This is a genomic window from Hymenobacter sp. UYAg731 (genome assembly GCF_054061335.1).
Window position 1 is genome coordinate 148,320 of sequence record NZ_JBSSEC010000001.1, and the last position, 22,855, is coordinate 171,174.

Below are 22,855 nucleotides of genomic sequence, written 5' to 3' on the forward strand. Positions count from 1 at the left end.
CTTTTGCTTAGATTGGCAGCGTTACCTGAACGCCTGCCGCCATGCCTGCCAACCCCAGATTCCCCGTGCCCATCCGTCCCCATCCTGAACAATCCGAGTCGCGCCGGGGCCACCGGCTGCTGTTCCTGGCCGTGCTGTTTGGCGTGCTGCTCAATTTCCCCCTGCTCGCCGTGTTCGACCACGACGGGCGCGTGGGCGGGGTGCCGGTGCTGTATTTGTACGTGCTGCTGACGTGGTGTTTGCTGGTAGGGCTGACGGGGTATCTGGTGCGCGAGAAGAAGGTGTGAGTGAAAACTGTATACAGCCATTAGAATGTCGTGCTGAGCGCAGTCGAAAAATGATGTTCTTTTAAAACAGAATACCTGTCCATTCCCCATGTCCAAGCTGCTCGTCATCGGCTTTTCGTTCGGCTACCTGGTCCTGCTTTTTGGCGTGGCCTACGCCGCTGAGCGGCGCTCAGCAGCCCGGAAAAGCCTGGTGAGCAACCCTTACGTTTACGCCCTGAGCATGGCCGTGTACTGCACCGCCTGGACGTACTACGGCTCGGTGGGCCGCGCCGCGTACAACGGGCTGGAGTTCGTGGGCATCTACCTGGGGCCTACGCTGCTGGCCCCGGTATGGTGGCTGGTACTGCGCAAGATTATCCGCGTAAGCCGGCAGCAGCGGCTCACCTCCATTGCCGATTTTATCTCGGCTCGCTACGGCAAGAGCGCAGCGCTGGGCGCGCTCGTCACGGTGGTGTGCGTGCTGGGCATCGTGCCTTACATCGCCTTGCAAATCAAAGCCATCGCGGCCTCCTTCGTGACCCTGACCGGGAGCGGGGCGGGCGTGGGCGGGGCGGCCGATACCACGGCCCTCTACACCACGGGCGCGCTGGCGGTATTCACCATCCTGTTCGGGGTGCGCTCGGTGGAGGCTACGGAGCGGCACGAGGGCATTGTGCTGGCTGTGGCCGTGGAAAGCGTGCTGAAGCTGGTAGCATTTCTGGTGCTGGGCCTGTTCGTCACGTTCGGGCTGTTTCACGGCTTTGCCGACGTGTTCGACCAGGCGGCGGCGGTGCCGGCGCTGCGGCAGCTGTTCACGCTGCGCGGCTCGGGCACGGGCGGGGCCGAGTGGTTCACGCTGCTGGTCCTGAGCATGTCGGCTATCCTGCTACTGCCCCGGCAATTCCAGGTTACGGTGGTGGAGAATGTGGACGAAAACCACTTGCGCAAGGCCATGTGGCTGTTTCCGCTCTACCTTATTATCATTAATTTATTCGTGCTGCCGGTGGCGTTCGGCGGGATGTTGCGCTTGGGCCACAGCGGTATTGATGCCGATACCTACGTGCTGGCCCTGCCGCTGGCGGCGGGGCATTCGTGGCTGGCCCTGCTCACGTACCTGGGCGGCTTGTCGGCAGCCAGCAGCATGATTATCGTTGAAACCATTGCCCTGAGCGTGATGATGAGTAACCACCTGCTCATGCCGCTGCTGGTGCGCGTGCCCTCGGCCCGGCCCGAGGGGCAGACGCGCTGGTTCGCCTACCTGGGCCGCGTGGCCCTCGAAAGCCGCCGCCTGGCCGTGGTGCTGGTGCTGCTGCTGGCCTATGGCTACTACGCCGAAGTGGGCAAAACCCTACCGCTGGTGAATACCGGCCTGGTTTCCTTTGCGGCGGTGGCGCAGTTCGTGCCGGCCGTGCTGGGCGGCCTGTACTGGAAGGGCGGCACCCGGCGCGGGGCCACCGTGGGGCTGCTGGTGGGCTTTGCGATGTGGTTTTTCACGCTGGTGCTACCCACCCTGACCGGGCCAGGCCGACTACCCGAATCCATTCTGACCGAGGGCGTGGGCGGCATCAGCGGCTTGCGGCCGTTTGCGCTGTTTGGGCTCGAAGGGTTGGATTACCTCTCGCACGGGCTGTTCTGGAGCTGGTTTTTTAACATCGGTTTCTACGTGGGCCTCTCGCTGGCCTGGCCGCCCACGGCGCTGGAGTTGCGGCAGGCCGATGTGTTCGTGGACGTGTTCACGCGCCGCAGTCTGGCCGAAGAAGTAGCTGGCTGGCAGGGCCGCACCCCGTTTCCCGACGTGCGCGCCCTGCTGCTCGGCTTCCTCGGAAAAAAGCGCACCAACCAGGCCCTGCGCACCTTCGCCACCCGCTTCCCCGGCGCGCTACCGCCCGAAAACCCCGGTGACCAGGTCCCAGGTACCGAGCATCAGTCCCCGAATGCCGCCGACCCGCGCCTGCTTACCTACGCCGAGAAGCTGCTGGCCGGCAGTCTCGGCCCGGCCAGCGCCCGCATGCTGGTGGCCTCGGTGGCCGGGGCCGAGCAAATCAGCTACGACAGCGTGGTGGGTATTCTCAAGGAAAGCCAGCAATTGCTCGAAGCCAACCGCCAACTCCAGAAGCAGAGCCGCCAGCTCCAGCGCCTCACCGACGAGTTGCGCGCCGCCTACGACCAGCTCCAGGCCCTCGACCACCGCAAGGACGAATTCCTTTATACCGTGACGCACGAGCTGCGCACGCCGCTCACCAGCATCCGCGCCCTGGCCGAAATCCTGGCCGACAACCCCGATTTGGAGGTCGAGGAGCAGCAGCGTTTCCAGCTCACCATTGGCCGCGAGGCCGAACGCCTCACCCGCCTCATTTCCTTGGTCCTCGATTTGGAGAAGTTCGAAAGCGGCCAGGCCACCCTGGACCGCGCTCCCGTGCCCGTGGCCGAACTGGTGGCCGAAGCCCTTGAGGCCGTGGGGCAACTTCTGCGCGACAAGCACATTGCCCTGCACGTCGACGTGCCCGCCGACCTGCCCGTGCTCTACGCTGACCGCGACCGTCTGATGCAGGTCCTCGTCAACCTCCTCTCAAACGCCATAAAGGCCTGCCGGCCCGACGGCCAGGGCCGCATCGCGGTACTGGCCTGGCCCACCGCCGACGCGCTCCTGCTCTGCGTGGAAGACAATGGCCGGGGCATCTCGCCCGCCGCTCAGCACCTCATTTTCGACAAGTTTTACCAAGCCCAGCACCAGACCACCCGCAAGCCCGAAGGCACGGGCCTGGGCCTGGCAATTACCCGCAAAATTGTGGAGCTGCACCACGGCCGCATTTGGGTCGAGAGCAGCCTGGAGCATGGTGCCCGCTTCTTTATCGAGTTGCCCCTGTCGGTGCCCGCGCCCGCCTCAGTCCTGTACTTGCCTTCGCTTTCTGGCTGATATAGTCCTTTCCCCATGAAAACGCCCCACATCCTGATTGTTGACGACGAGCCCAACATTGTCATGTCTCTCGAATTTCTGATGCGCAAAAACGGCTTCCAGGTTGGTATTGCCCGCAACGGCACCGAGGCCCTGGCTGCCATCGACCAAACCCCCTACGACCTCATTTTACTGGATGTTATGATGCCCGACGTCGACGGCCTGCAAGTGTGCCAGCAGCTTCGCCAGCGCCCCGACCGCGCCGGCACCAAAGTCATTTTCCTCTCGGCCAAAAGCCGCGAAGCCGATGTGCAAAAAGGCTATGCAGCCGGGGCCGATTTATACATTCCCAAGCCGTTCAGCACCCGCCAGCTCATGGAAAAGGTGCGCGAGCTGCTGGGCGTGGCCGCGTGAATTGTAGCGTGGACTCTGCGAGTCCGCGCCCGAACGATACTTCAAACGCGCGGACTCTCAGAGTCCGCGCTACATCCCACCCGCTATGAAACCCGCCTGCTCCTACGCCGCTACCCACGCCGCCAGCCTGGCCGACCCGGCCGGTTTCTGGGCCGCCCAGGCCGCCCACCTGCACTGGGATAAAAAGCCCACCGAACCCCTCAGCCAGGATGCCAACGGCTTCTATCGCTGGTTCAAGGGGGGCGAGTTGAACACCAGCTTCCTCTGCCTCGACTGGCAGGTGGCGCAGGGCCGCGCCGACCAGCCGGCCCTCATCTACGACTCGCCCGTGACGCGTACCGTCAGCACCTATACGTATGCCCAGCTATTAAATCTCACGGCGCGCTTTGCCGCTGGCTTACGCACGTTGGGCGTTGAAATGGGCGACCGGGTCATTATTTACATGCCCAATTTACCCGAAGCCGTCATTGCCATGTTAGCCTGCGCCCGCATTGGGGCTATTCACTCGGTGGTGTTCGGGGGCTTCGCATCGCACGAGTTAGCGGTCAGAATCGATGATGCCCAGCCCAAAGTTCTCATCTGCGCCTCGGGCGGCATGGAGTTCGACCGCGTGATTCCCTACAAGCCTTTGGTGGATGAAGCCATTGAAATGGCCACGCATAAACCAGCTCACGTAGTGGTTCATCAGCGCCGGTTTGCGACCGCTGAAATGCAGCCCGGCCGCGATGTTGAATTCTATAAGCTGTATTGGCATGAACCCGTACCCGCCGTGCCGGTGCCCGCCACCCACCCGCTCTACATCCTCTACACCAGCGGCACCACCGGCCGGCCCAAGGGCGTGGTGCGCGACCACGGCGGCCATGCCGTGGCCCTGTTCTTCAGCATGCGAACCGTATACGACCTCGCGCCCGGCGAAGTCATTTTTTCGGCCTCTGATATTGGCTGGGCCGTGGGCAGTTCCTACATCGTCTACGGGCCGCTGCTGCGCGGCTGCACCACCATTTTGTTTGAGGGCAAGCCTGTCCGCACGCCCGATGCCGGCACCTTCTGGCGCATTGTGGAGCAGTACAAAGTCAACGTCCTGTTCACGGCCCCCACCGCCATGCGGGCCATCAAAAAGGAAGACCCCGACGGGCTGTTGGCGAAGAAATACGACCTGAGCAGCCTGCGCCACCTTTTCCTGGCCGGCGAGCGCTGCGACCCCGCCACCTACGCCTGGGCCGGCCACCTGCTGGGCGTGCCCGTCATCGACCACTGGTGGCAAACCGAAAGCGGCTGGCCCATGCTAGCCACATTAGTCGGACTCGAAGGCATGCCCGCGCCCCGCGCCGGCAGCGCCGGCCACCCCGTGCCCGGCTACGATATTCAGATTCTGGACGAGGCCGGCGCACCCGTGCCGTCCGGCACCACCGGCCTGGTAGCCGTGAAGCTGCCGCTGCCCCCCGGCTGCTTCCCCACGCTCTGGCACGACGATGCCCGCTTCCACGAAGCTTACCTGGCCCCGTACCCCGGCTACTACCTCAGCGGCGACGGTGGCTACCGCGACTCGGAAGGCTACACCTATATCATGGGCCGCGTCGATGATGTTATCAACGTGGCCGGCCACCGCCTCAGCACCGGCGAAATCGAAGAAATCCTGGCCGCCCACCCGGCCGTGGCCGAGTGCGCCGTCCTCGGCATCGCCGACCCGCTACGCGGCCAGGTCCCCGTTGGCCTCGTAGTGCTCAAAGACGGCCAGACGATAGGAGAGGAGCAACTCGAAAAAGAGCTGATTGCCGCCGTGCGTGCCCAAATCGGGGCGTTGGCCTGCTTCCGCGCCGCGCTCGTGGTAAAGCGCCTGCCCAAAACCCGCTCCGGAAAAATTCTCCGCAAAACCCTGCGCCAGCTCGCCGACGGCGAAGATTTCCCCCTGCCCGCCACCATCGACGACCCGCTGATTCTGGATGAAATCCGCGCCGGCCTGCAACGGCGCAAGCTTGGAGCCGCTTTTGAAAAGATATGAGCCGTTGCTGTTGGGTACGGGGCTTGCCCCCGCCCGTCGTTGAACGACTGCCATCCCAACCGTTCAACGACGGGTGGGGGCAAGCCCCGCACCCTACGTCCACCGCCCCCAGCCATTAATAAGCCCCGAACACCGATTTATTTCTCCTGAGTATAAATAAATTAACGTAGAGTATGAATAAGTTCGGCCAGAGATGCTATTAATGCGCTTAAGTAGGATTTAATTAATTATAATTATAAATTAATTCTACACGAGTATGAGTTAATACGACCCGAATAGAATTTAATTCGGTTTAAGCCCCGATTCCTTGCCACCCACCAACTCATAATTCAAAACTCCCAACTCTTAACTCAAAGAAATGTCCGCCATTCGCACCCGCACGCTCGAAGAATACCACGCCGACTATAAGCAGTCCGTCGAAGACCCCGATGCCTTCTGGGCCGCCGCGGCCGAGCCCTTCACCTGGCGCAAAAAGTGGGACACCGTGCGCGGCGGCGAGTTTTCGCCCGCCGGCGAGAGCACCTGGTTCGCCGGGGCCACCCTTAACATCACCGAAAACTGCCTCGACCGCCACCTCGACCAGCGGGCCAACAAACTCGCCATCGTTTTTGAGCCCAACGACCCCAAAACCCGCCACCTGCGCCTCACCTACCGCGAGCTGCACCAGCAGGTGTGCCAGTTCGCCAACGTGCTCAAGCAAAACGGCGTGACGAAGGGCGACCGCGTAGTCCTCTATCTGCCCATGATTCCGCAGCTAGCCATTGCCGTGCTGGCCTGCGCCCGCATCGGGGCGGTACACGGGGTCATTTTTGCTGGCTTTTCGGCCACCGCCATTGCCGACCGCGTCAACGACGCCGACGCCGCCTTCGTCCTCACCGCTGACGGCCTGAACCGGGGCGCGAAGCAAATCCCGGTGAAAAGCGTGGTCGATGAAGCCCTGGAGCTGTGCCCCTCGGTGCGCCGCGTCATCGTGGTGGAGCACACCGGCTGGCCCGTGCAAATGAAAGAAGGCCGCGACGTGTGGTATCACGATGAAGTAAAAAGCGTCTCCAACGACTGCCCCGCCGAGGAAATGGCCGCCGAAGACCCGCTCTTCATCCTCTACACCAGCGGCAGCACCGGCAAGCCCAAAGGGGTAGTCCACACCCAGGCCGGCTACATGGTCTGGGCCGATTACACCTTCCGCAACGTGTTTCAGGTGGAGGAAAACGACATGTACTGGTGTACCGCCGACATCGGTTGGGTCACGGGCCATACCTACGGCCTGTATGGCCCGCTGCTGGCCGGCAGCACTACGCTGCTGTTCGAGGGAGTGCCCACGTTCCCCTCGCCGGGCCGCTTCTGGGAGGTGATTGACAAGCACCACGTTACCATTTTCTACACCGCGCCCACCGCCATCCGCAGCCTCATGGCCACGCCCATTGATAACGTGCTGGCCTACTCGCTCAGCAGCCTGCGCATCCTCGGCTCCGTGGGCGAGCCCATCAACGAAGAGGCCTGGCACTGGTACCACCAGCACGTCGGCAAAGGCCGCTGCCCCATCGTGGACACCTGGTGGCAGACCGAAACCGGCGGCATCATGATTTCGGCGATGGCCGGCATCACGCCCAGCGTGCCCGCCCGCGCCGGCCTGCCGCTGCCCGGCGTGCAGCCCGTGCTCCTGAACCAGGACGGTACCGAAATTGAAGGCAACGACCAGGAAGGTTATTTAGCAATAAAAGCCAGCTGGCCGGGCGTCATCCGCACCACCTGGGGCGACCACGAGCGCGCCCGCCAAACCTATTTCACGCCCTACCCCGGCTACTATTTCACCGGCGACGGGGCCCGGCGCGACGAAAACGGCCTTTACCGCATCATCGGCCGCGTCGATGACGTCATCAATGTGAGCGGCCACCGCTTCGGTACCGCCGAAATCGAAAACGCCATCAACCAGAGCGACTACGTGGTGGAAAGCGCCGTGGTGGGCTACCCGCACGACGTGAAAGGTCAGGGCATCTACGCCTATGTCATCTGCCGCAACGGCGTGCCCACCACCGACCTTGACCTGCAAATGACCGAAGCCAGCATCATCGAAGCCGTGGTGGCCGCCATCGGCCGCATCGCCAAGCCCGACAAGATTCAAATCGTATCGGGCCTGCCCAAAACCCGTTCCGGCAAAATCATGCGCCGCATCCTGCGCAAAGTAGCCGAAGGCGAAACCTCGAACCTTGGCGACGTGACGACGCTCCTCGACCCGCTGGTGGTGGACGAGATTCTGGCCGGCAAGAAGTAGCCGGTACTCGCTACCAAAAAGGGCGGCCCCGGAGTATCCGGGGCCGCCCTTTTTATGCCCCACGGGCCTCAAACAAAGCTGATTCTACTCCACCACCAGCCGACGGCTGAGCGCGGCTCCCGTGGCCTGGTCGCGCAGGCGCAGCACGTAGATGCCGGGTGCCAGGCCGGCGGCCCGGCCCACCGGCAGCATTTCGGAGCCCGCCGCGTGGCGCACCGTCTGGGCTGGCAGCACGGCGCGGCCCAGCGCATCCGTCAAAGTCAGCGAAAGCAGCCGGGCCGGGCCGGTCAGGTAGAGAACCGGGGCCGTGCCGCGCCCGGCCGGGTTCGGGGCCACTGCGGCCGTCAGGTCTACCAGCAGCCCGGCCCGCACGGCCAGCGGCGTGAAGCTGCCTTCGTCGGCTCCGATGTCGGGGCGGGTGGCGTTGCGGGTGTCGCCGTCGAGGTCGGTGGGCACGGGCAGGGGCGTGGCGGCCAGAGGCAGGCCGCCGCCCTCGGCGCGGGTGGGCTGCCCGGCCAGCAGGTGCGGGTTGGTGGTGGCATTCACGAAGGGCGGCAGTTCCGTGAGCGAAGCCTGCTCCACCGTGGCGAAGCGGGTCTGGTACTGGGCCAGCGTCTGGTCGAGGGCCGCTGGGGTGGTGCCCACGAGAGCACCGTAGAAAATCAGCTTCTCGGCCGACGGCGGGCCGGCGTAGTAGATGTTGTTGTTGGAGCCAGCCGCCACGCTGGTCGTGACGGTGTTATTCTTGAAGAAAGCCGCCGCGATGCCGCCACCGCCACTGGCCAGCCCGCTCACCAGATTCACGAAAATATTGTTGCGCAAGTCCACCGTCGGCGAGCCCGACATATAGAGCGCCCCGCTCTTATTGGCCGGGTTGGTGGCCGCGTAGGTTAGCACCACCGTGTTGTGATAGGCATAGTTATTTCCACCCCGGAAGCTGAAGGCCCGCACCGACGTGCCCGCGCCGCTGGCCGCCGCCCGCACGTCGTACACCATGTTATTGGCCAGGTAATTCGTGGTGCCGCCCGTGATGTCAAAGCCCGCCGCGAAGCCGCTGGTCCCCAACGCCTCAATGTCGTAGCTGCGGTTGCGCAGGAAGCGGTGGGTAGCACCGCTGGCCACGTACAGACCCATCACGATGCCGGTGCTGCCGCTGCCGCTCAGGCCATGCACCCGGCAATCGGTGACCTCCACGCTGTTGGTGGTGCCGGTGGAATAGATGCCGTAGGTGCCGCCGGTGCCCGTCACGCCGCTGATTTCGGTGTCAAACACCAGCGCGTTAGTTTGCGATTTAAGGTAGATGCCGTAAGTAGCGAAGGCGATGCCCCCCGGCGTGCCGGTGGGCGGCACACCGATACTCAGCACCCGGCTGGGCATAAGGCTTCCCGGCTGGCCCACGCCCGGCCGAATCGAGGTGCCATCGTCGGCGAGGGCGGTGGTGCCTTCTAAATCGTAGCCGTAAGCGCAATTTTGTACCGTGAGGCTTAAAAAAGCATTCTGGTCGTTGCCCCCGTTTAGCAGGGCCACGCCGTTGGTGCGGTTGGTGTTGGCCCGGTTCAGGGCAATGGTTGCGGCCCCGTAAGAATTGTGGGTGGCCCCGTTTTGCAGCAACACGCCGTATTCCAGCTGTTGGGCGGCCGTGGTATTGGCGGCCTTGTCTTCGATGTCAATGAAGACAAACTGAACGTAGTCGGCCCCGTCCAACGTCAGGGCCGCGTCGGTGGCCCCGGTGCCCGTACCCTGGATTTTGGGGTTGGCCCCGCTCCCGATGCGCTGAAAGCGAATAGGTCCCGCCGCCGTGCCACTGGCCGTGAGGGCAGGCACCACTTCATCAAATACGGCTCCGCTCTGCACTTCGAACGTGACGCCGCCGGCCGCCACGCCATTGGCGTTCAGTGCCGTGACGGCCGCCGTGAAGGTGGCGAAGTTGTTGGCTCCCGTGCCGGCCGGGTTGATGGTTTTAATGCCGCTCAGTTGGGCCTGCGCGGCGGGTGCCGCTGCCAGCAACAGACCGGCCGCAAGCAAACTATGGAAGAAGTGTTTCATAACGAGGTGGGGGAAAGGGATGATTTACTCGCGTAAATGTAGAAAAATCCCCACCACGCCTCCGAATCATCCAAATACCTTCACTCGTTCGCCCTTGCGTTTGGTACGCAAGTGGTTGCGGATAATCTGCTGGATGTCCTTGTTGTCAGTATAGGGCTTAATCGCATCGCGAAAATCGGCCAGCTTGCGCGCCGTAAATGTCTCATCGACGTACCCAAATCCCTGGTAGCGCCCGTTTTCCACCAGCACAATGGTTTTCTCCAGCTCCGTGCGGCCCGGCCCGATGACCACAAACGACTCGTGTTCATAGCTGATGCTGTCGATGGCCTCATCTACGCGCAGGTTGTAGCTCTCCGGCGGCTCCTGGCCCACGCAGGCCCCCAGGCAGCGATGCACCTGGAAGTCAAAGCACCCGCCCGGCGTTTTATACAGCCCGCACAGCTTCTGGCAGAGGTTGTACTTGGCCACTTTGTGGTACAGAAAGCCCTGCGCCTTATACTGGTTGCCGAGCGCAATGATGGGAATTTCGGCATTGCGGGCATCGGCGCGGCCGTAGGCCAGGCGCTTGTAGCCCTGCTCATCCACGCGCAGGTAGATGCCCGCCGGAAACACCGAGCGTCGCTGCGCCCGGTTGTAAGCCGGCTTCATCTGCTTGATGAGGTGCGACTCGTAGAGCAGCGCCACCAGCTCCGAGCCCGTCAGCTCCCACGTAATGTCGGCAATGGAATTCTTGAATTCCAGGCTTTTGCGCGACTTCACATCGATGGCAAAGTGCTGCTGAATGCGTTTATATATATTAATGGACTTGCCCACGTAAATTACCTCCCCGGCCTCGTTGTGGAAATAGTACACGCCTGTGGCCTGCGGCAGGCTGGCCACCACCGAGGCCGGCAGTAGCGGCGGCATCAGCGCCTCGCGGATGGCCGTTTGCACGGCGGCCACGCGCTTGGGCGAGGGCTTTTTGGCGCTGGCCGCTTGGCCGCTGGGGGCCAGGGCATCTACGCGGGCCAGGGTGTGGCTGGTGTCGGTGCCGTGGGGCAGGTCTTCGCTTTCGCTGGTGATTTTAAGGAGCTTGCCGAAGAGCAGGGCCGTGGCGTGGGCATCGCCGGCGGCGCGGTGCCGGCCTTCGAGCGGGATGCCGATGTTCTGGCACAGCTTGCCCAAACTGTAGCTGGGCTGGCCCGGAATGAGGCTGCGCGAGAGCCGCACGGTGCATAGCGTTTTGCGCGAGTAGTTGTAGCCCAGGTCGGCAAACTCCTTCTTCAGAAACGAGTAGTCGAAGCGCACGTTATGGGCCACGAACACGCAGCCTTCGGTCATTTCCACCACCTTGCGGGCCACTTCGTGGAACTTGGGCGCGTCGGACACCATATCGTTGGTGATGCCCGTGAGCTGGGTGATGAACGGCGGAATGCCCCGGCCGGGGTTGAGCAGCGTAGCGTATTCGTCCACAATCTTCTCCCCGTCGTGAATGTAAATGGCTATTTCGGTGATGCGGTCCTGAGTGGGCTGCCCGCCGGTGGTTTCAAGGTCGATAATGGCGTACAAAGCGCGGCACAGAAGGTGGTCGTAAGGAAAGCTAACAAACTTAGCCCAGTAGAAGGTTGCTTTTTTAGTGATTAGCGGTTAATGACTGCGTCGGCTAATCACTAATCACTAACCGTTAACCACTAACCACTATTTCACATCCGCTTTATCATGCGCCACGCCTTGGCAAAAAAGCCCGACTGGTCGTCCGATTTATCGTTTTGGACGTCCTCGCCGTCGGTCACGTCGCCGAGCAGGAAGCCCCAGGGCTCGGTGACTTTGCTGGCATCGAATACTACTTTCAACACCGCAATCAGCGGGATGCTCAGAATCATGCCCGGCGTGCCCCACAGCTCGCCGCCCAGAATCAGGGCGATAATGGCGGCCATCGGGTTGATGCTCACCTTGGAGCCCGTAATCATGGGCGTGATGAAGTTGCCTTCTAGAAACTGCACGAACATAAACACGCCCACTACGGCCGCCGCCTTGCCCGGCGAGCCGGTTTCGACGAGCGTGACCAGCGCCGGAATGGCCGAGCCCACCATGATGCCGATGTAGGGAATGACGGCCAGTATCGAAGCGAACACGGCGAAGAAAATGGCGAATTTCACCCCTAGCAGCAGCAAGCCAATAGCATTCAGCACCGACACCACCACAATCACCGTGAGCAGCCCCTGAATATACGCCTGCACCACGGTCTGGATATTATCCATGGTGTGGAGCACGGTGGTGCGCTTGTCGGGGGCCACGAAGCGGAACATGAACTGCCGCATGTGGTCGCGGTAATACAAAAAGCAGAAGATGTAAATCGGAATCAGGGTGGTCACGCTCAGCACGGTAGCCGTCATGCTGAGCGTAGAGCCCAGGTAGCCGCCCGCCGATTTCTTCACCGATTTCATGGAGGAATCAATCAGCTCTTCCTTGCTCATGGGCTGGTAGCCGAACTTCGCGCTGGCCCATTGCTGAATCTGGTCGAAGTACACCAGCGACTTCGCCTGAAGCTTGGGCAGCTCGTCGCGCAACGTTAGCAGCTGCGTGCCAAACAGGTAAAACAGGCCCGTGAGCGCCGCCGTTAGCAGCAGCAGCGTGACAATAATGGCCCAGATGCGCGGAAATTTCCACTTTTCCAGCCGCGCCACCAGCGGCAGCAGCAGCACCGAGAGCAGCCCGGCGAAGAGAATGGGCAGCAGCACGCCATCCAGTTTGCGCAGCACGAACACCAGAAGCGACAGCCCAATCAGCAGAAACGTGTAGTGAATAATCGGCGACTGCTTCACCTCGGCCGGCGCGTGGTTTTGCGTCGGGGAGGGCAGGTTGCGCGGCTGGTTGATGGTATTGGGACGGGGAAACATAGTAATCAAGCGAAAACCAAGTAGGGGAGAAAGGGAGAGAAAAGCGGGCCGCCAGCCCCCAGGCGCGTGAACCCGGACGGCGGCGGTGCTGTTGGAAGCTAAATAATTTGGCGGGTCTGGCTAAGCTCACTGGCAACCGGCGGCTTGCCACGCCGCTGTTTTCTGCGTTATTTTACCCCAGAACTGCCCTCCTTACGGATTTTTTTAGATGAACGACGAAGAATTACCGCTCGCCCCGGCCGCGGCCGACCACGGCTACAACGAAGACAGTATTCGCTCGCTGGACTGGCGCGAGCACATTCGCCTGCGGCCCGGCATGTACATCGGCAAGCTCGGCGATGGCTCGGCCTACGACGACGGCATTTACGTGCTGGTGAAGGAAGTCGTGGATAACTGCATCGACGAGCACGTAATGGGCCACGGCCGCACCATCGATATCAAGATTTCGGACAGCCGGGTGCAGATACGCGACTACGGCCGGGGCATTCCGCTGGGCAAAGTGGTGGATGTGGTGAGCAAAATCAACACCGGCGGCAAGTACGACAGCAAGGTGTTTCAGAAATCCGTGGGCCTCAACGGCGTGGGCACCAAGGCCGTGAATGCGCTGAGCGGCTACTTTCTGGTGCAGAGCGTGCGCGAGGGCATCCTCAAGGCCGCCGAGTTTGCCCAGGGCAATCTGGTGAGTGACCTCAAGCCCATCAAAACCAGCCAGCGCAACGGCACGCTCGTCACGTTCCAGCCCGACGACACGATTTTTAAGAACTACCGCTTCATCCCGGAGTACCTCGAAAATCAAATCTGGAACTACGTTTACCTCAACGCCGGCCTCACCATCAACTTCAACGGCCAGAAGTATTACTCCGAAAACGGCCTGCTCGACCTGCTCGCCCGCAAGGCCGATATTGAGCACCTGCGCTACCCCATCATCCATCTCAAAGCCCCGGACATTGAGATGGCCATGACCCACGGCAACGACTACGGCGAGGAGTATTATTCCTTCGTGAACGGCCAGTATACCACGCAGGGTGGCACGCACTTAGCCGCCTTCCGCGAAGCCGTGGTGAAGGCCGTGCGCGAGTTCTACAAGAAGGATTACGATGCGGCCGACATCCGGGCCAGCATCATTGCCGCCATTTCGGTGCGCGTACAGGAGCCGGTGTTTGAATCGCAGACCAAAACCAAGCTGGGCAGCGTGAATATGGGCGAGGACGGCCCCACCGTACGCGGCTTCATCCTCGATTTCGTCAAGGAGCACCTCGATAACTATCTGCACAAGAACGCGCTGGTGGCCGAAGCCCTGCGCAAGCGCATCGAGCAGAGCGAACGGGAGCGCAAGGACATGGCCGGCGTGAAAAAACTCGCCAACCAGCGCGCCAAAAAAGCCAACCTGCACAACCGCAAGCTGCGTGACTGCCGCTTCCACCTGGGCGAAAATGCCAAGGACGGGGCTGAAAAAGAACTTCTCACCACGCTTTTCATCACCGAAGGCGACTCCGCGTCGGGCAGCATCACCAAGAGCCGCAACGTGGAGCTGGAGGCCGTATTTAGCCTGCGCGGCAAGCCGCTGAACTGCTTCGGGCTGAAAAAGAAAATCGTGTACGAGAACGAGGAACTGAACCTCCTGCAACATGCCCTCAACATCGAGGAAGGCATTGAGCACCTGCGCTACAACCGCGTGGTGGTGGCCACCGATGCCGATGTGGACGGCATGCACATTCGCCTGCTGCTGCTCACGTTCTTTCTCCAGTTCTTCCCCGATTTGGTGCGCAACGGCCACGTTTTCATCCTCGAAACGCCGCTTTTCCGCGTTCGCAACAAGAAGGAAACCATCTATTGCTACAACGAAAGCGAGAAGCAGCACGCCATGCGCAAGCTGGGCAAAAACCCCGAAATCACCCGTTTTAAGGGGCTGGGCGAAATTTCACCGGACGAGTTCGGTAAGTTCATCGGCGAAAACATCAAGCTGGAGCCCGTGATTTTGCAGTCCGACCGCAGCATTCAGCAGGTGCTTACCTACTACATGGGCAAAAACACGCCCGCCCGCCAGGAATTTATCATCGACAACCTGCGCCTCGAAAAAGACCTGATTACCTCCGATGTCCTGCCCGTGGCCGAGGTGGCCGAAGTGGATTTAGCCTAAGCTGAATCCCATATATCATTCTCATTTCTGGAAAATTAGCTGTTAAGCTCAACTACTGGCGCAGTAAAAATTCCCTGAATGAGCGGCTGATGTTTGGGAATAATTATTTTTATGTGTACGTTTGCCCTGTCGCCTAGGGGTAGACTAGTCGACACATTCCACGGAAAAGCCCGAGCCTTTGGTTCGGGCTTTTTTCTTTTCCGGTTAATTTGATTTACCGCCTTCTACGGTGAAACCGGAAAGAAGACGAATATCAGCTAGTTTTTTTAGCTTGTTTTTTGGGATTGAATAGCCGAAATTTGGCTTTTTAGGCGTGTTGCTGTCAGACAGAACGCACCCGCACTGGCCCGGATTCGCTAAGAATCTTGGGAACTTTCCGGCCCCGGTCGGAATTGTAATTTATTGCGCTCCGCGCTGATTCCGGTATTTTTGACGGCAGTACGCCGACCTCATTCGTTTCCCCCGTGGCTTCTCTCGATACTCCCAATTCCGACGCTCCCGACCAGGATTTCTTACAGCCCGGCGACTCGGTGAACTTTGATTTGTCGGCTTTCTCGCCCGCGGCGGATGCCGATGCCGAAGAGCCAATCAGTTTCGCCGAGCAGGACGCGGCCGAAGGCGCTACTTCCGAAGATGCTGATGCTTTACCCACCGTGCCCGCCGATTTGTTTGGCGGCCTCGGCCCCGAGCCAACCGCAGCCGTAGCCATCCCGGTGGAGGAGCAAACCGAGGAGGAGCCCAAGTTCGCCCCCGGCGAAACCATTCACGACGTGGCCACGGTGCGCGGCATGTACCAGAACTGGTTTCTGGACTATGCCTCCTACGTGATTCTGGAGCGCGCCGTGCCCGCCATCGAGGACGGCCTCAAGCCCGTGCAGCGCCGCATTCTGCACGCCATGAAGGAGATGGACGACGGCCGCTTCAACAAAGTGGCCAACGTCATCGGCCAGACCATGCAGTACCACCCGCACGGCGATGCCAGCATCGGCGACGCCATGGTGAACCTGGGCCAGAAAGACCTGCTCATCGAAACCCAGGGCAACTGGGGCGACATCCGCACCGGCGACGGCGCCGCTGCTCCGCGTTACATCGAAGCCCGCCTCTCAAAGTTTGCGCTTGACGTCGTGTTCAACCCCGACACCACCGAGTGGCAGCTCAGCTACGACGGCCGCAAGCGCGAGCCCACCACGCTGCCCGTGAAGTTCCCGCTGCTGCTCGCGCAGGGTGTGGAAGGCATTGCCGTGGGCCTGAGCACCAAGATTATGCCCCACAATTTCCGCGAGCTGTGCAAGGCCAGCATCGACGTGCTGCGGGGCCGCGAGGTGCAGTTGTTTCCGGACTTTTCGACCGGCGGGCTGTGCGACGTGACCAACTACAACTCGGGCATGCGCGGAGCCAAAATCCGGCTGCGCGCCACCATCGAGAAGGTTGATAAAACGCTGCTCATCATCCGTGACATTCCCTACGGCTCCACCACTACGGCGCTGATGGAGAGCATCGTGAAGGCTTCGGAAGCCAACAAAATCAAGATTAAGAAGGTGGTCGACAACACGGCGGCCAACGTGGAAATTCAGGTGCAGCTGCCCACCGGCGTGTCGCCCGATTTGACCATGGACGCGCTCTACGCCTTCACCGACTGCGAAATCAGCATCTCGCCCAACACCTGCGTCATCATCGACGACAAGCCCCGCTTCGTGGGCGTGGAGGACGTGCTGCGCCAGAGCACCAAAGCCACCGTGCGCCTGCTGGAGCGCGAGCTGGAAATCCGCCAGGAGGAGCTGTGGGAGCGGTGGCACAACGCTTCGCTGGAAAAGATTTTCATCGAAAACCGCATCTACCGCAAGATTGAGGAGTGCGAAACCTGGGCCGAAATCCTCGAAACGATTGACAAGGGCCTGAAGAAATTCGTGCGAATAGAAGGGGAGAAGGCCAGGGCCGACGACACCCGCATCGTGTTGCGCCGCCCAATTGAAGAGGACGACCTCACGCGCCTGACCGAAATCCGCATCAAGCGCATCTCGAAATTCGACGGCTTTAAGGCCGATGAATACCTGCAAAAGCTGGAAGTTGAGCTAGCCGAAGTGGCCGACCACCTGGCCAACCTCACGCGTTACGCCATCAACTACTTCGAGGGCCTGCTGAAGAAGTACGGCGCGGGCCGAGAGCGCAAAACCCAGCTCCGCACTTTCGATGTGGTGACAGCCCAGAAAGTGGCCGTGGCCAACCAGAAGCTGTACGTGAATTACGCCGACGGTTTCGTGGGCTACGGCCTGAAAAAGGACGAAAACGCGGTGACTATCTGCGACTGCTCCGACCTGGACGACATCATCGCCATCAAGCGCGACGGCACGTTTATGGTGACCAAAATTGCCGAGAAGACCTTTGTGGGCAAGGACGTGTTGCACGTCGGCGTGTACAATAAGAACGATGACAGGCTGGTGTACAACATGGTGTACCTCGACGGCGCGTCGGGCATCAGTTTCGCCAAGCGCTTCCTGGTGTCGGGCATCACCCGCGACAAAGCCTACGACCTGACCAAGGGCACGAAGGGCACTAAAACGCTCTACCTCACGGCTAATCCAAACTCGGAGTCCGAAATCGTCAGCATTCAGCTGTCCGATAAAGCGCCGGCGCGGGTGAAGCAGTTCGACTTCGATTTTGCCGAGCTTAGCATCAAGGGCAAGGGCTCGATGGGCAACATTGTAACCAAGCAGCCCATCAAAAAAATCACCCAGAAAACGCTGGGCGACTCGACCTTGGGCGGCCGCGAAATGTTCTTCGACAGCGTAGTGGGCCGCCTCAACACCGCCGGCCACGGCCGCTACCTGGGCACCTTCGATACCGAAAACGCGCTGTTGCTGGTACACAAGGACGGTAGCTACGAGCTGACTGCGCCCGACCCAGCCATCCACTTCGACGTGCCCAACATGGTGCTGCTCCGCAAGCTGGAGCCAGACACAGTGCTCTCGACGGTGTACCTGGACGGGGAAACTAAAATCCACTATGTCAAGCGGTTCAAAATTGAAACCAGCACGCTGGGCAAGCGCTTTACCTTTATTTCGGAAGCCAAAGGCTCGAAAATGCTGGCTGTGACGGCCAACCCCGAGCCGCTGGTGGAAGTGAAAATGCAGAAAGACAAAAAAGCCGACAAGGAAACCGAAAGCATTGCCCTGCACGAGTTTATCGACGTGAAAGGCTGGAAGGCGATGGGCAACAAGCTCAACTACTACAAAATCCACGCCCTCGCCCTGCTCACCGACGAAGGCCCCGAGCCGCAGCGCCGTGAGGTGAAAAAGCGCGCCGCCGCTCCCAGGCCCGGCGAGAATCTCACCGCAACCGAAGCTCCGCCCGAGCTGGCCGGCCCCGTCGGCGTAACCGCCGAGGAAGTGGCCCGTGCCCAAGAACTGCTAAAGAGGCCCAAGGCGCAACTGGGGCTGTTTTAGCGCGGCCCGGCGGGCGGCGGAAGGATGCCCGGTGGCTGGTCGTTTGATGCTACGCCGCTTGATTCCGTCGTTCCCGAATCCTTTTGCGCCATTTCTTTGCGTTTATGCTTGTGTTGTTTCGGTGGTGGTCGTGCTTGGTGCTGGCAGTCCGGTGGGGGCGAGGTGGGCTGAGTAGCGCCGTGCTGCTCAGTGCCCTGGCGGTGCTGCCGGCGGCCGGCCAAATCTGGCCCCGCCTCACCAAGCCCGCCGCCCATCCCGCACCGGTAGCCGCGCCGCCCGCCGGCCCGCCCGCCGACCCACCGGCCGTTCGCATCAAGCTATTCCAGGCCGCCGCGCTCGTCAACAGCTTTAAGGATTCCGAAGCCCTGGCCGTGTACCAGGAAATCCTGAAAGAGGTGCCGACCCACTACCTAGCCTTGTGGCAGGCGGCTGTGCTAAGCATAAAAATCGGCACCCGCTACTCCGACGAAACCCGCAAATCAGCTTATTTCGACCTCGGCCGGCAGTATGCCGACCGTGCCCTGCTACTCCGGCCCGAAGGCGGCGAAAGCAACTACGCCGTAGCCCTGGCCTTGTTCAACCAGGCCACGCTATACCGCGCCGGGGCGCGCCTCAAGGCTTTCAGCGACCTGCGCTCGCACGTATATCTGGCCACCGAGCGCCGCCCTGACCTGCCCGAAACCTGGCAGTTGCGCGGCCGCTGGCAGTACCGCGTGGCGCACTACAACGTAATCGAACGCCTGTACAGCAAGCTGGTACTGGGCGGCGTACCTCCCGGTGGCGACAGCAAAGAAGCTATGGCCGCGCTGGAAAAGGCCCGCGAGCTGGCTCCTCAAAATCTTTCTTTTTGCTATGATTTGGCCCGGATGTATGTTTATCAGGGCCGCCGCCGCCGCGCCATCGCCGTGTTGCGCGAGGCTGAGCACTTGCCCACCATCACCGGTGAAGACTTGGTAATTAGTCGTTTGTGTCGCAAAATGCTGCCTCCACTGGTGCGGGCCGATGCCCGCCGCCAGAAACGCCGGGTGCGCGAAGGCAAGAACCCAAAACCCGCCATTCAGTCCCCGGCTGACTCCATGCGGACGCGCCGTGATACCCTCAGCCGCAAGCAGTAGCGGCTAGCTTTCTTTGCATTTACATGACCATGCGCCTCCCGGTTTCGATACGGTTTTCCTCGCGTTGGCTGCCGCTGGCGGGCTGCCTGGTCGTGGCCGCCTGCCAGTCTGCACCTTCCGAGCAGCCCGATACGCTGGTAAACCTTGCCACCGTGCAGAGTGGCCCCCGCGTGCAGGCCGACGAACTCAACGGGGCCATTGCCCGCGAGCCCCGCAATACGGCCCTGCTGGCCCGCCGGGCTACCCTGCGCCTCGCCGCCGGCCAGCCAACCGCCGCCCTTACTGACGTAGCTGCCGCCCTCGAAATAGACGATTCCAATAGCAACCTCTACTTCATTCAGGCCAAGGCCTACCGTGCGCTTGGGCAACTGCCCGCCGCGCTGGCCGCTGCCCGCCAGGCCGCCGACCGGGGCTTCTCGGGTCCCGAGTTGCCGCTGTTCGTGGGCGAAACACACCTGGCCGCCCGCGACTACCCCGCCGCCCTCGACAACCTCGACCGCACCCTGCGCCTCGACCCTGACCAGCCCGCTGCGCTCTTCTACAAAGGCCTCGCCTACGCCGCCACCGCCGACACCAGCACTGCCGTGCAGTACTTGCAGGACGCCCTGGCCCGCGACCCCCGCGAGCCCGAAATCCTGCACCAGCTGGCTTTCCTCCTCAATGCCTGGCGCATTCCCGCCGAAGCAGCCCGCTACGCTGCGCTCGGGATGAAACTCGATACCACCTCCGGCCTGTTGCGCTACGACTACGGCCGCCAGCTGGAATTGCAAGGCCGCCCGGACAGCGCCCTCTGGTATTACCGCCGCGCCCTGGCTCTTGATACGACGGCCTATCGGGCCGATTATCGCCTCGGCTTGGCTGCTGCCAAGGCTCGCCAACCCGTTGCCGTTGTTCAGCACCTGACCCGCGCCCTGCGCCGCAACCCGCGTTTGCCCGAAGCCCGTGGCCTGCTCGCCGAAGCCCTCGAAACTCAACGCCGCCTGCCCGAAGCGCTGGCCCAATACCGGCTGCTCGTGGCCGAAAATCCCGGCAATCCGCACTGGACGTTTAAAGTCTGGAAGCTGAATGGCATCGTGCAGGCCTCGCTGCCCGACAGTCTGCGCACCACCCCACGCTATTATTACCGTCGGCCCGTGGCCCGGCCCCGCATCGAGCCCATTGCCCCGGTTTCGCCGCTGAATTCAGTAATGGGGAATCAATAGCCCTAAATGCTGATTGTAGACAAGCGCTGAAATTCTTCAGGCGCAGTTTGCCTGAAAAAATACCGCCCCTCCCGGCACAAGTGCTAACTTGCGCCTTGCTTGGCCCTTCCGGCCGCTTTTACCCCAGTCTCATGCTCAATATCACCCTCCCCGACGGCTCCCAGCGCCAGCTGCCCGACGGCGCTACCGGCTACGACGTAGCCGCCAGCATCTCCGAAGGCCTCGCTCGCAACGCCCTCGCCGTCACCGTGAACGGTGACGTGCGCGACCTCCACCGCCCCCTGCCTGACAATGCCACTGTCAGCATCCTCACCTGGAACGACACCGCCGGCAAATCCACCTACTGGCACTCCTCAGCCCACCTCATGGCCGAGGCGCTCGAAGCGCTGTACCCCGGCGTGAAGCTGGCCATCGGCCCGGCCATCGAAAACGGTTTCTATTACGACGTCGACCTCGGCGAGGGCCGCAGCATTTCCAGCGAAGACTTCCCCGAAATTGAGAAGAAAATGCTGGAGCTGGCCAAGCACAAGAGCCGCTACGAGCGCAAGGATGTTTCCAAAGCCGATGCCATCGCCTATTTCACCGAGAAGCAGGACCCCTACAAGCTGGAGCTGATTGACGGCCTCGAAGACGGCAACATCACCTTCTATACGCAGGGCGGCTTCACCGACCTCTGCCGCGGCCCGCACATCCCCGATACCTCTACCATTAAGGCTGCCAAGCTCATGAACGTGGCCGGCGCTTACTGGCGCGGCGACGAGAAAAACAAGCAGCTCACGCGCCTCTACGGCATCACCTTCCCCAAGGCCAAGGACCTTACCGAGTACCTCGAACGCCTCGAAGAAGCCAAGCGCCGCGACCACCGCAAACTCGGCAAAGAGTTGAAGCTGTTTGCTTTCTCCGAGAAAGTAGGCGCGGGGCTGCCCCTGTGGCTGCCCAAAGGCACCGCCCTGCGCGAGCGCCTGGAGCAGTTTCTGCGCAAAGCCCAGGTGAAGGCTGGCTACCAGCCCGTTGTCACGCCCCACATCGGCTCCAAGGAGCTGTACGTGACCAGTGGCCACTATGAAAAATACGGCGCGGACTCTTTCCAGCCCATCAAAACGCCCAACCCCGGCGAGGAATTCTTCCTCAAGCCGATGAACTGCCCCCACCACTGCGAAATCTATAAAACCGAGCCCCGCAGCTACCGCGACCTGCCCGTGCGCTACGCCGAATTCGGCACCGTCTACCGCTACGAGCAGTCGGGCGAGTTGCACGGCCTCACCCGCGTACGCGGCTTCACGCAGGACGATGCCCACATCTTTTGCCGCCCCGACCAAGTGAAAGAGGAGTTCAAAAAGGTGATTGACCTAGTGCTCTACGTCTTCAAAAACCTCGGTTTCGAAGACTACACGGCCCAAATCAGCCTGCGCGACCCCGAAAACAAAACCAAGTATATCGGCTCCGACGAAAACTGGGCCCTCGCCGAAAGCGCCATCCAGGAAGCTGCCGCCGAAAAAGGCCTGCCCACTGTTACCGAGCTTGGCGAAGCTGCCTTCTACGGTCCTAAACTCGACTTCATGGTGCGCGATGCCCTCGGCCGCCGTTGGCAGCTTGGCACCATCCAGGTTGATTATAACCTGCCCGAGCGGTTCGACCTCGAATACGTGGCCTCCGACAACACCAAGCAGCGCCCCGTGATGCTGCACCGTGCCCCCTTCGGTTCGCTGGAGCGCTTTGTGGCCGTGCTCATCGAGCACTGCGCCGGCAACTTTCCGCTCTGGCTCACCCCCGAGCAGTTCATCGTGCTGCCCATCTCGGACAAGTATATCGACTACGCCAACGAGGTGAAGGCACAACTGGAGCAGCGCGACCTACGCGGCACCGTGGATGCCCGCGACGAGCGCATCGGCCGCAAAATCCGCGACGCCGAGATGGCCAAACTACCTTATTTGCTGGTAGTAGGGGAGAAGGAAGCCCAGGATAACATCATTTCCGTGCGTAAGCATGGCGAAGGCGACTTGGGTTCGATGCCCATCGAAGACTTCGTGAAGAGCGTGCAAAGCCAGATTGTAGAAGCCTATTAATCAGGTATTGAGACGAGCAAAAAGAACGTCATGCTGAGCGGAGCCGAAGCATCTCGCGGGTAGTAGTAATTCAATCAAATGGTATACTAAAGCACGCAAGATGTTTTGGCTCCG

At 61.4% G+C, this 22,855-nt stretch carries 13 protein-coding genes; 10 read left to right on the forward strand and 3 right to left on the reverse strand.

Annotated elements, in window-relative coordinates; genetic code table 11:
• The first annotated feature begins 41 nt into the window (after positions 1-41).
• The 5 genes from ACVWYF_RS00630 to acs all read left to right on the forward strand — a co-directional run bounded on the left by ACVWYF_RS00630 (position 42) and on the right by acs (position 7,850).
• The gene (locus tag ACVWYF_RS00630) at positions 42-287 is read left to right on the forward strand and encodes a hypothetical protein (protein WP_457063600.1); all 246 of its coding nucleotides are present in this window, start codon (positions 42-44) and stop codon (positions 285-287) included.
• 88 nt (positions 288-375) lie between these two features.
• Positions 376-3,183, forward strand: coding sequence for an ATP-binding protein (locus tag ACVWYF_RS00635; RefSeq protein ID WP_457063601.1), 2,808 nt, complete (start codon positions 376-378; stop codon positions 3,181-3,183).
• Positions 3,184-3,198: 15 nt separating this feature from the next.
• Positions 3,199-3,576 (forward strand): response regulator transcription factor, encoded by a 378-nt coding sequence (locus ACVWYF_RS00640; protein WP_457063602.1) that lies wholly within the window; start codon positions 3,199-3,201, stop codon positions 3,574-3,576.
• A gap of 85 nt (positions 3,577-3,661) precedes the next feature.
• Positions 3,662-5,578, forward strand: a complete 1,917-nt coding sequence (locus ACVWYF_RS00645) for an AMP-binding protein (protein ID WP_457063603.1) — start codon at positions 3,662-3,664, stop codon at positions 5,576-5,578.
• A 358-nt stretch (positions 5,579-5,936) separates the two neighbouring features.
• Positions 5,937-7,850 carry an acetate--CoA ligase gene (gene acs / locus ACVWYF_RS00650; protein ID WP_457063604.1) on the forward strand — a complete coding sequence of 638 codons (1,914 nt, stop codon included), beginning with the start codon at positions 5,937-5,939 and terminating at the stop codon, positions 7,848-7,850.
• A gap of 84 nt (positions 7,851-7,934) precedes the next feature.
• Here acs and ACVWYF_RS00655 read toward each other — a convergent pair whose 3' ends face one another.
• From ACVWYF_RS00655 to ACVWYF_RS00665, 3 genes are all read right to left on the reverse strand, one after another.
• A complete protein-coding gene (locus ACVWYF_RS00655) occupies positions 7,935-9,896 on the reverse strand; it encodes a hypothetical protein (protein ID WP_457063605.1) in 1,962 nt (653 codons plus the stop codon).
• Positions 9,897-9,962: 66 nt separating this feature from the next.
• Positions 9,963-11,444: an exonuclease domain-containing protein gene (locus ACVWYF_RS00660; protein ID WP_457063606.1), complete on the reverse strand. Its 1,482-nt coding sequence runs from the start codon at positions 11,442-11,444 to the stop codon at positions 9,963-9,965.
• Positions 11,445-11,578: 134 nt separating this feature from the next.
• Positions 11,579-12,775, reverse strand: coding sequence for an AI-2E family transporter (locus tag ACVWYF_RS00665; RefSeq protein ID WP_457063607.1), 1,197 nt, complete (start codon positions 12,773-12,775; stop codon positions 11,579-11,581).
• 208 nt (positions 12,776-12,983) lie between these two features.
• Between ACVWYF_RS00665 and ACVWYF_RS00670 the strand changes: the two genes are divergently transcribed.
• The 5 genes from ACVWYF_RS00670 to thrS all read left to right on the forward strand — a co-directional run bounded on the left by ACVWYF_RS00670 (position 12,984) and on the right by thrS (position 22,741).
• Positions 12,984-14,915 (forward strand): DNA topoisomerase IV subunit B, encoded by a 1,932-nt coding sequence (locus ACVWYF_RS00670; protein WP_457063608.1) that lies wholly within the window; start codon positions 12,984-12,986, stop codon positions 14,913-14,915.
• Positions 14,916-15,628: 713 nt separating this feature from the next.
• Positions 15,629-18,358, forward strand: a complete 2,730-nt coding sequence (locus ACVWYF_RS00675) for a DNA gyrase/topoisomerase IV subunit A (protein WP_457065075.1) — start codon at positions 15,629-15,631, stop codon at positions 18,356-18,358.
• A 104-nt stretch (positions 18,359-18,462) separates the two neighbouring features.
• Complete coding sequence (locus tag ACVWYF_RS00680) at positions 18,463-19,473, forward strand: tetratricopeptide repeat protein (RefSeq protein ID WP_457063609.1); 1,011 nt, start codon at positions 18,463-18,465, stop codon at positions 19,471-19,473.
• Positions 19,474-19,496: 23 nt separating this feature from the next.
• Complete coding sequence (locus tag ACVWYF_RS00685; RefSeq protein ID WP_457063610.1) at positions 19,497-20,675, forward strand: tetratricopeptide repeat protein; 1,179 nt, start codon at positions 19,497-19,499, stop codon at positions 20,673-20,675.
• A 131-nt stretch (positions 20,676-20,806) separates the two neighbouring features.
• Positions 20,807-22,741, forward strand: a complete 1,935-nt coding sequence (gene thrS, locus ACVWYF_RS00690) for a threonine--tRNA ligase (protein WP_457063611.1) — start codon at positions 20,807-20,809, stop codon at positions 22,739-22,741.
• The last annotated feature ends 114 nt before the right edge of the window (positions 22,742-22,855 follow it).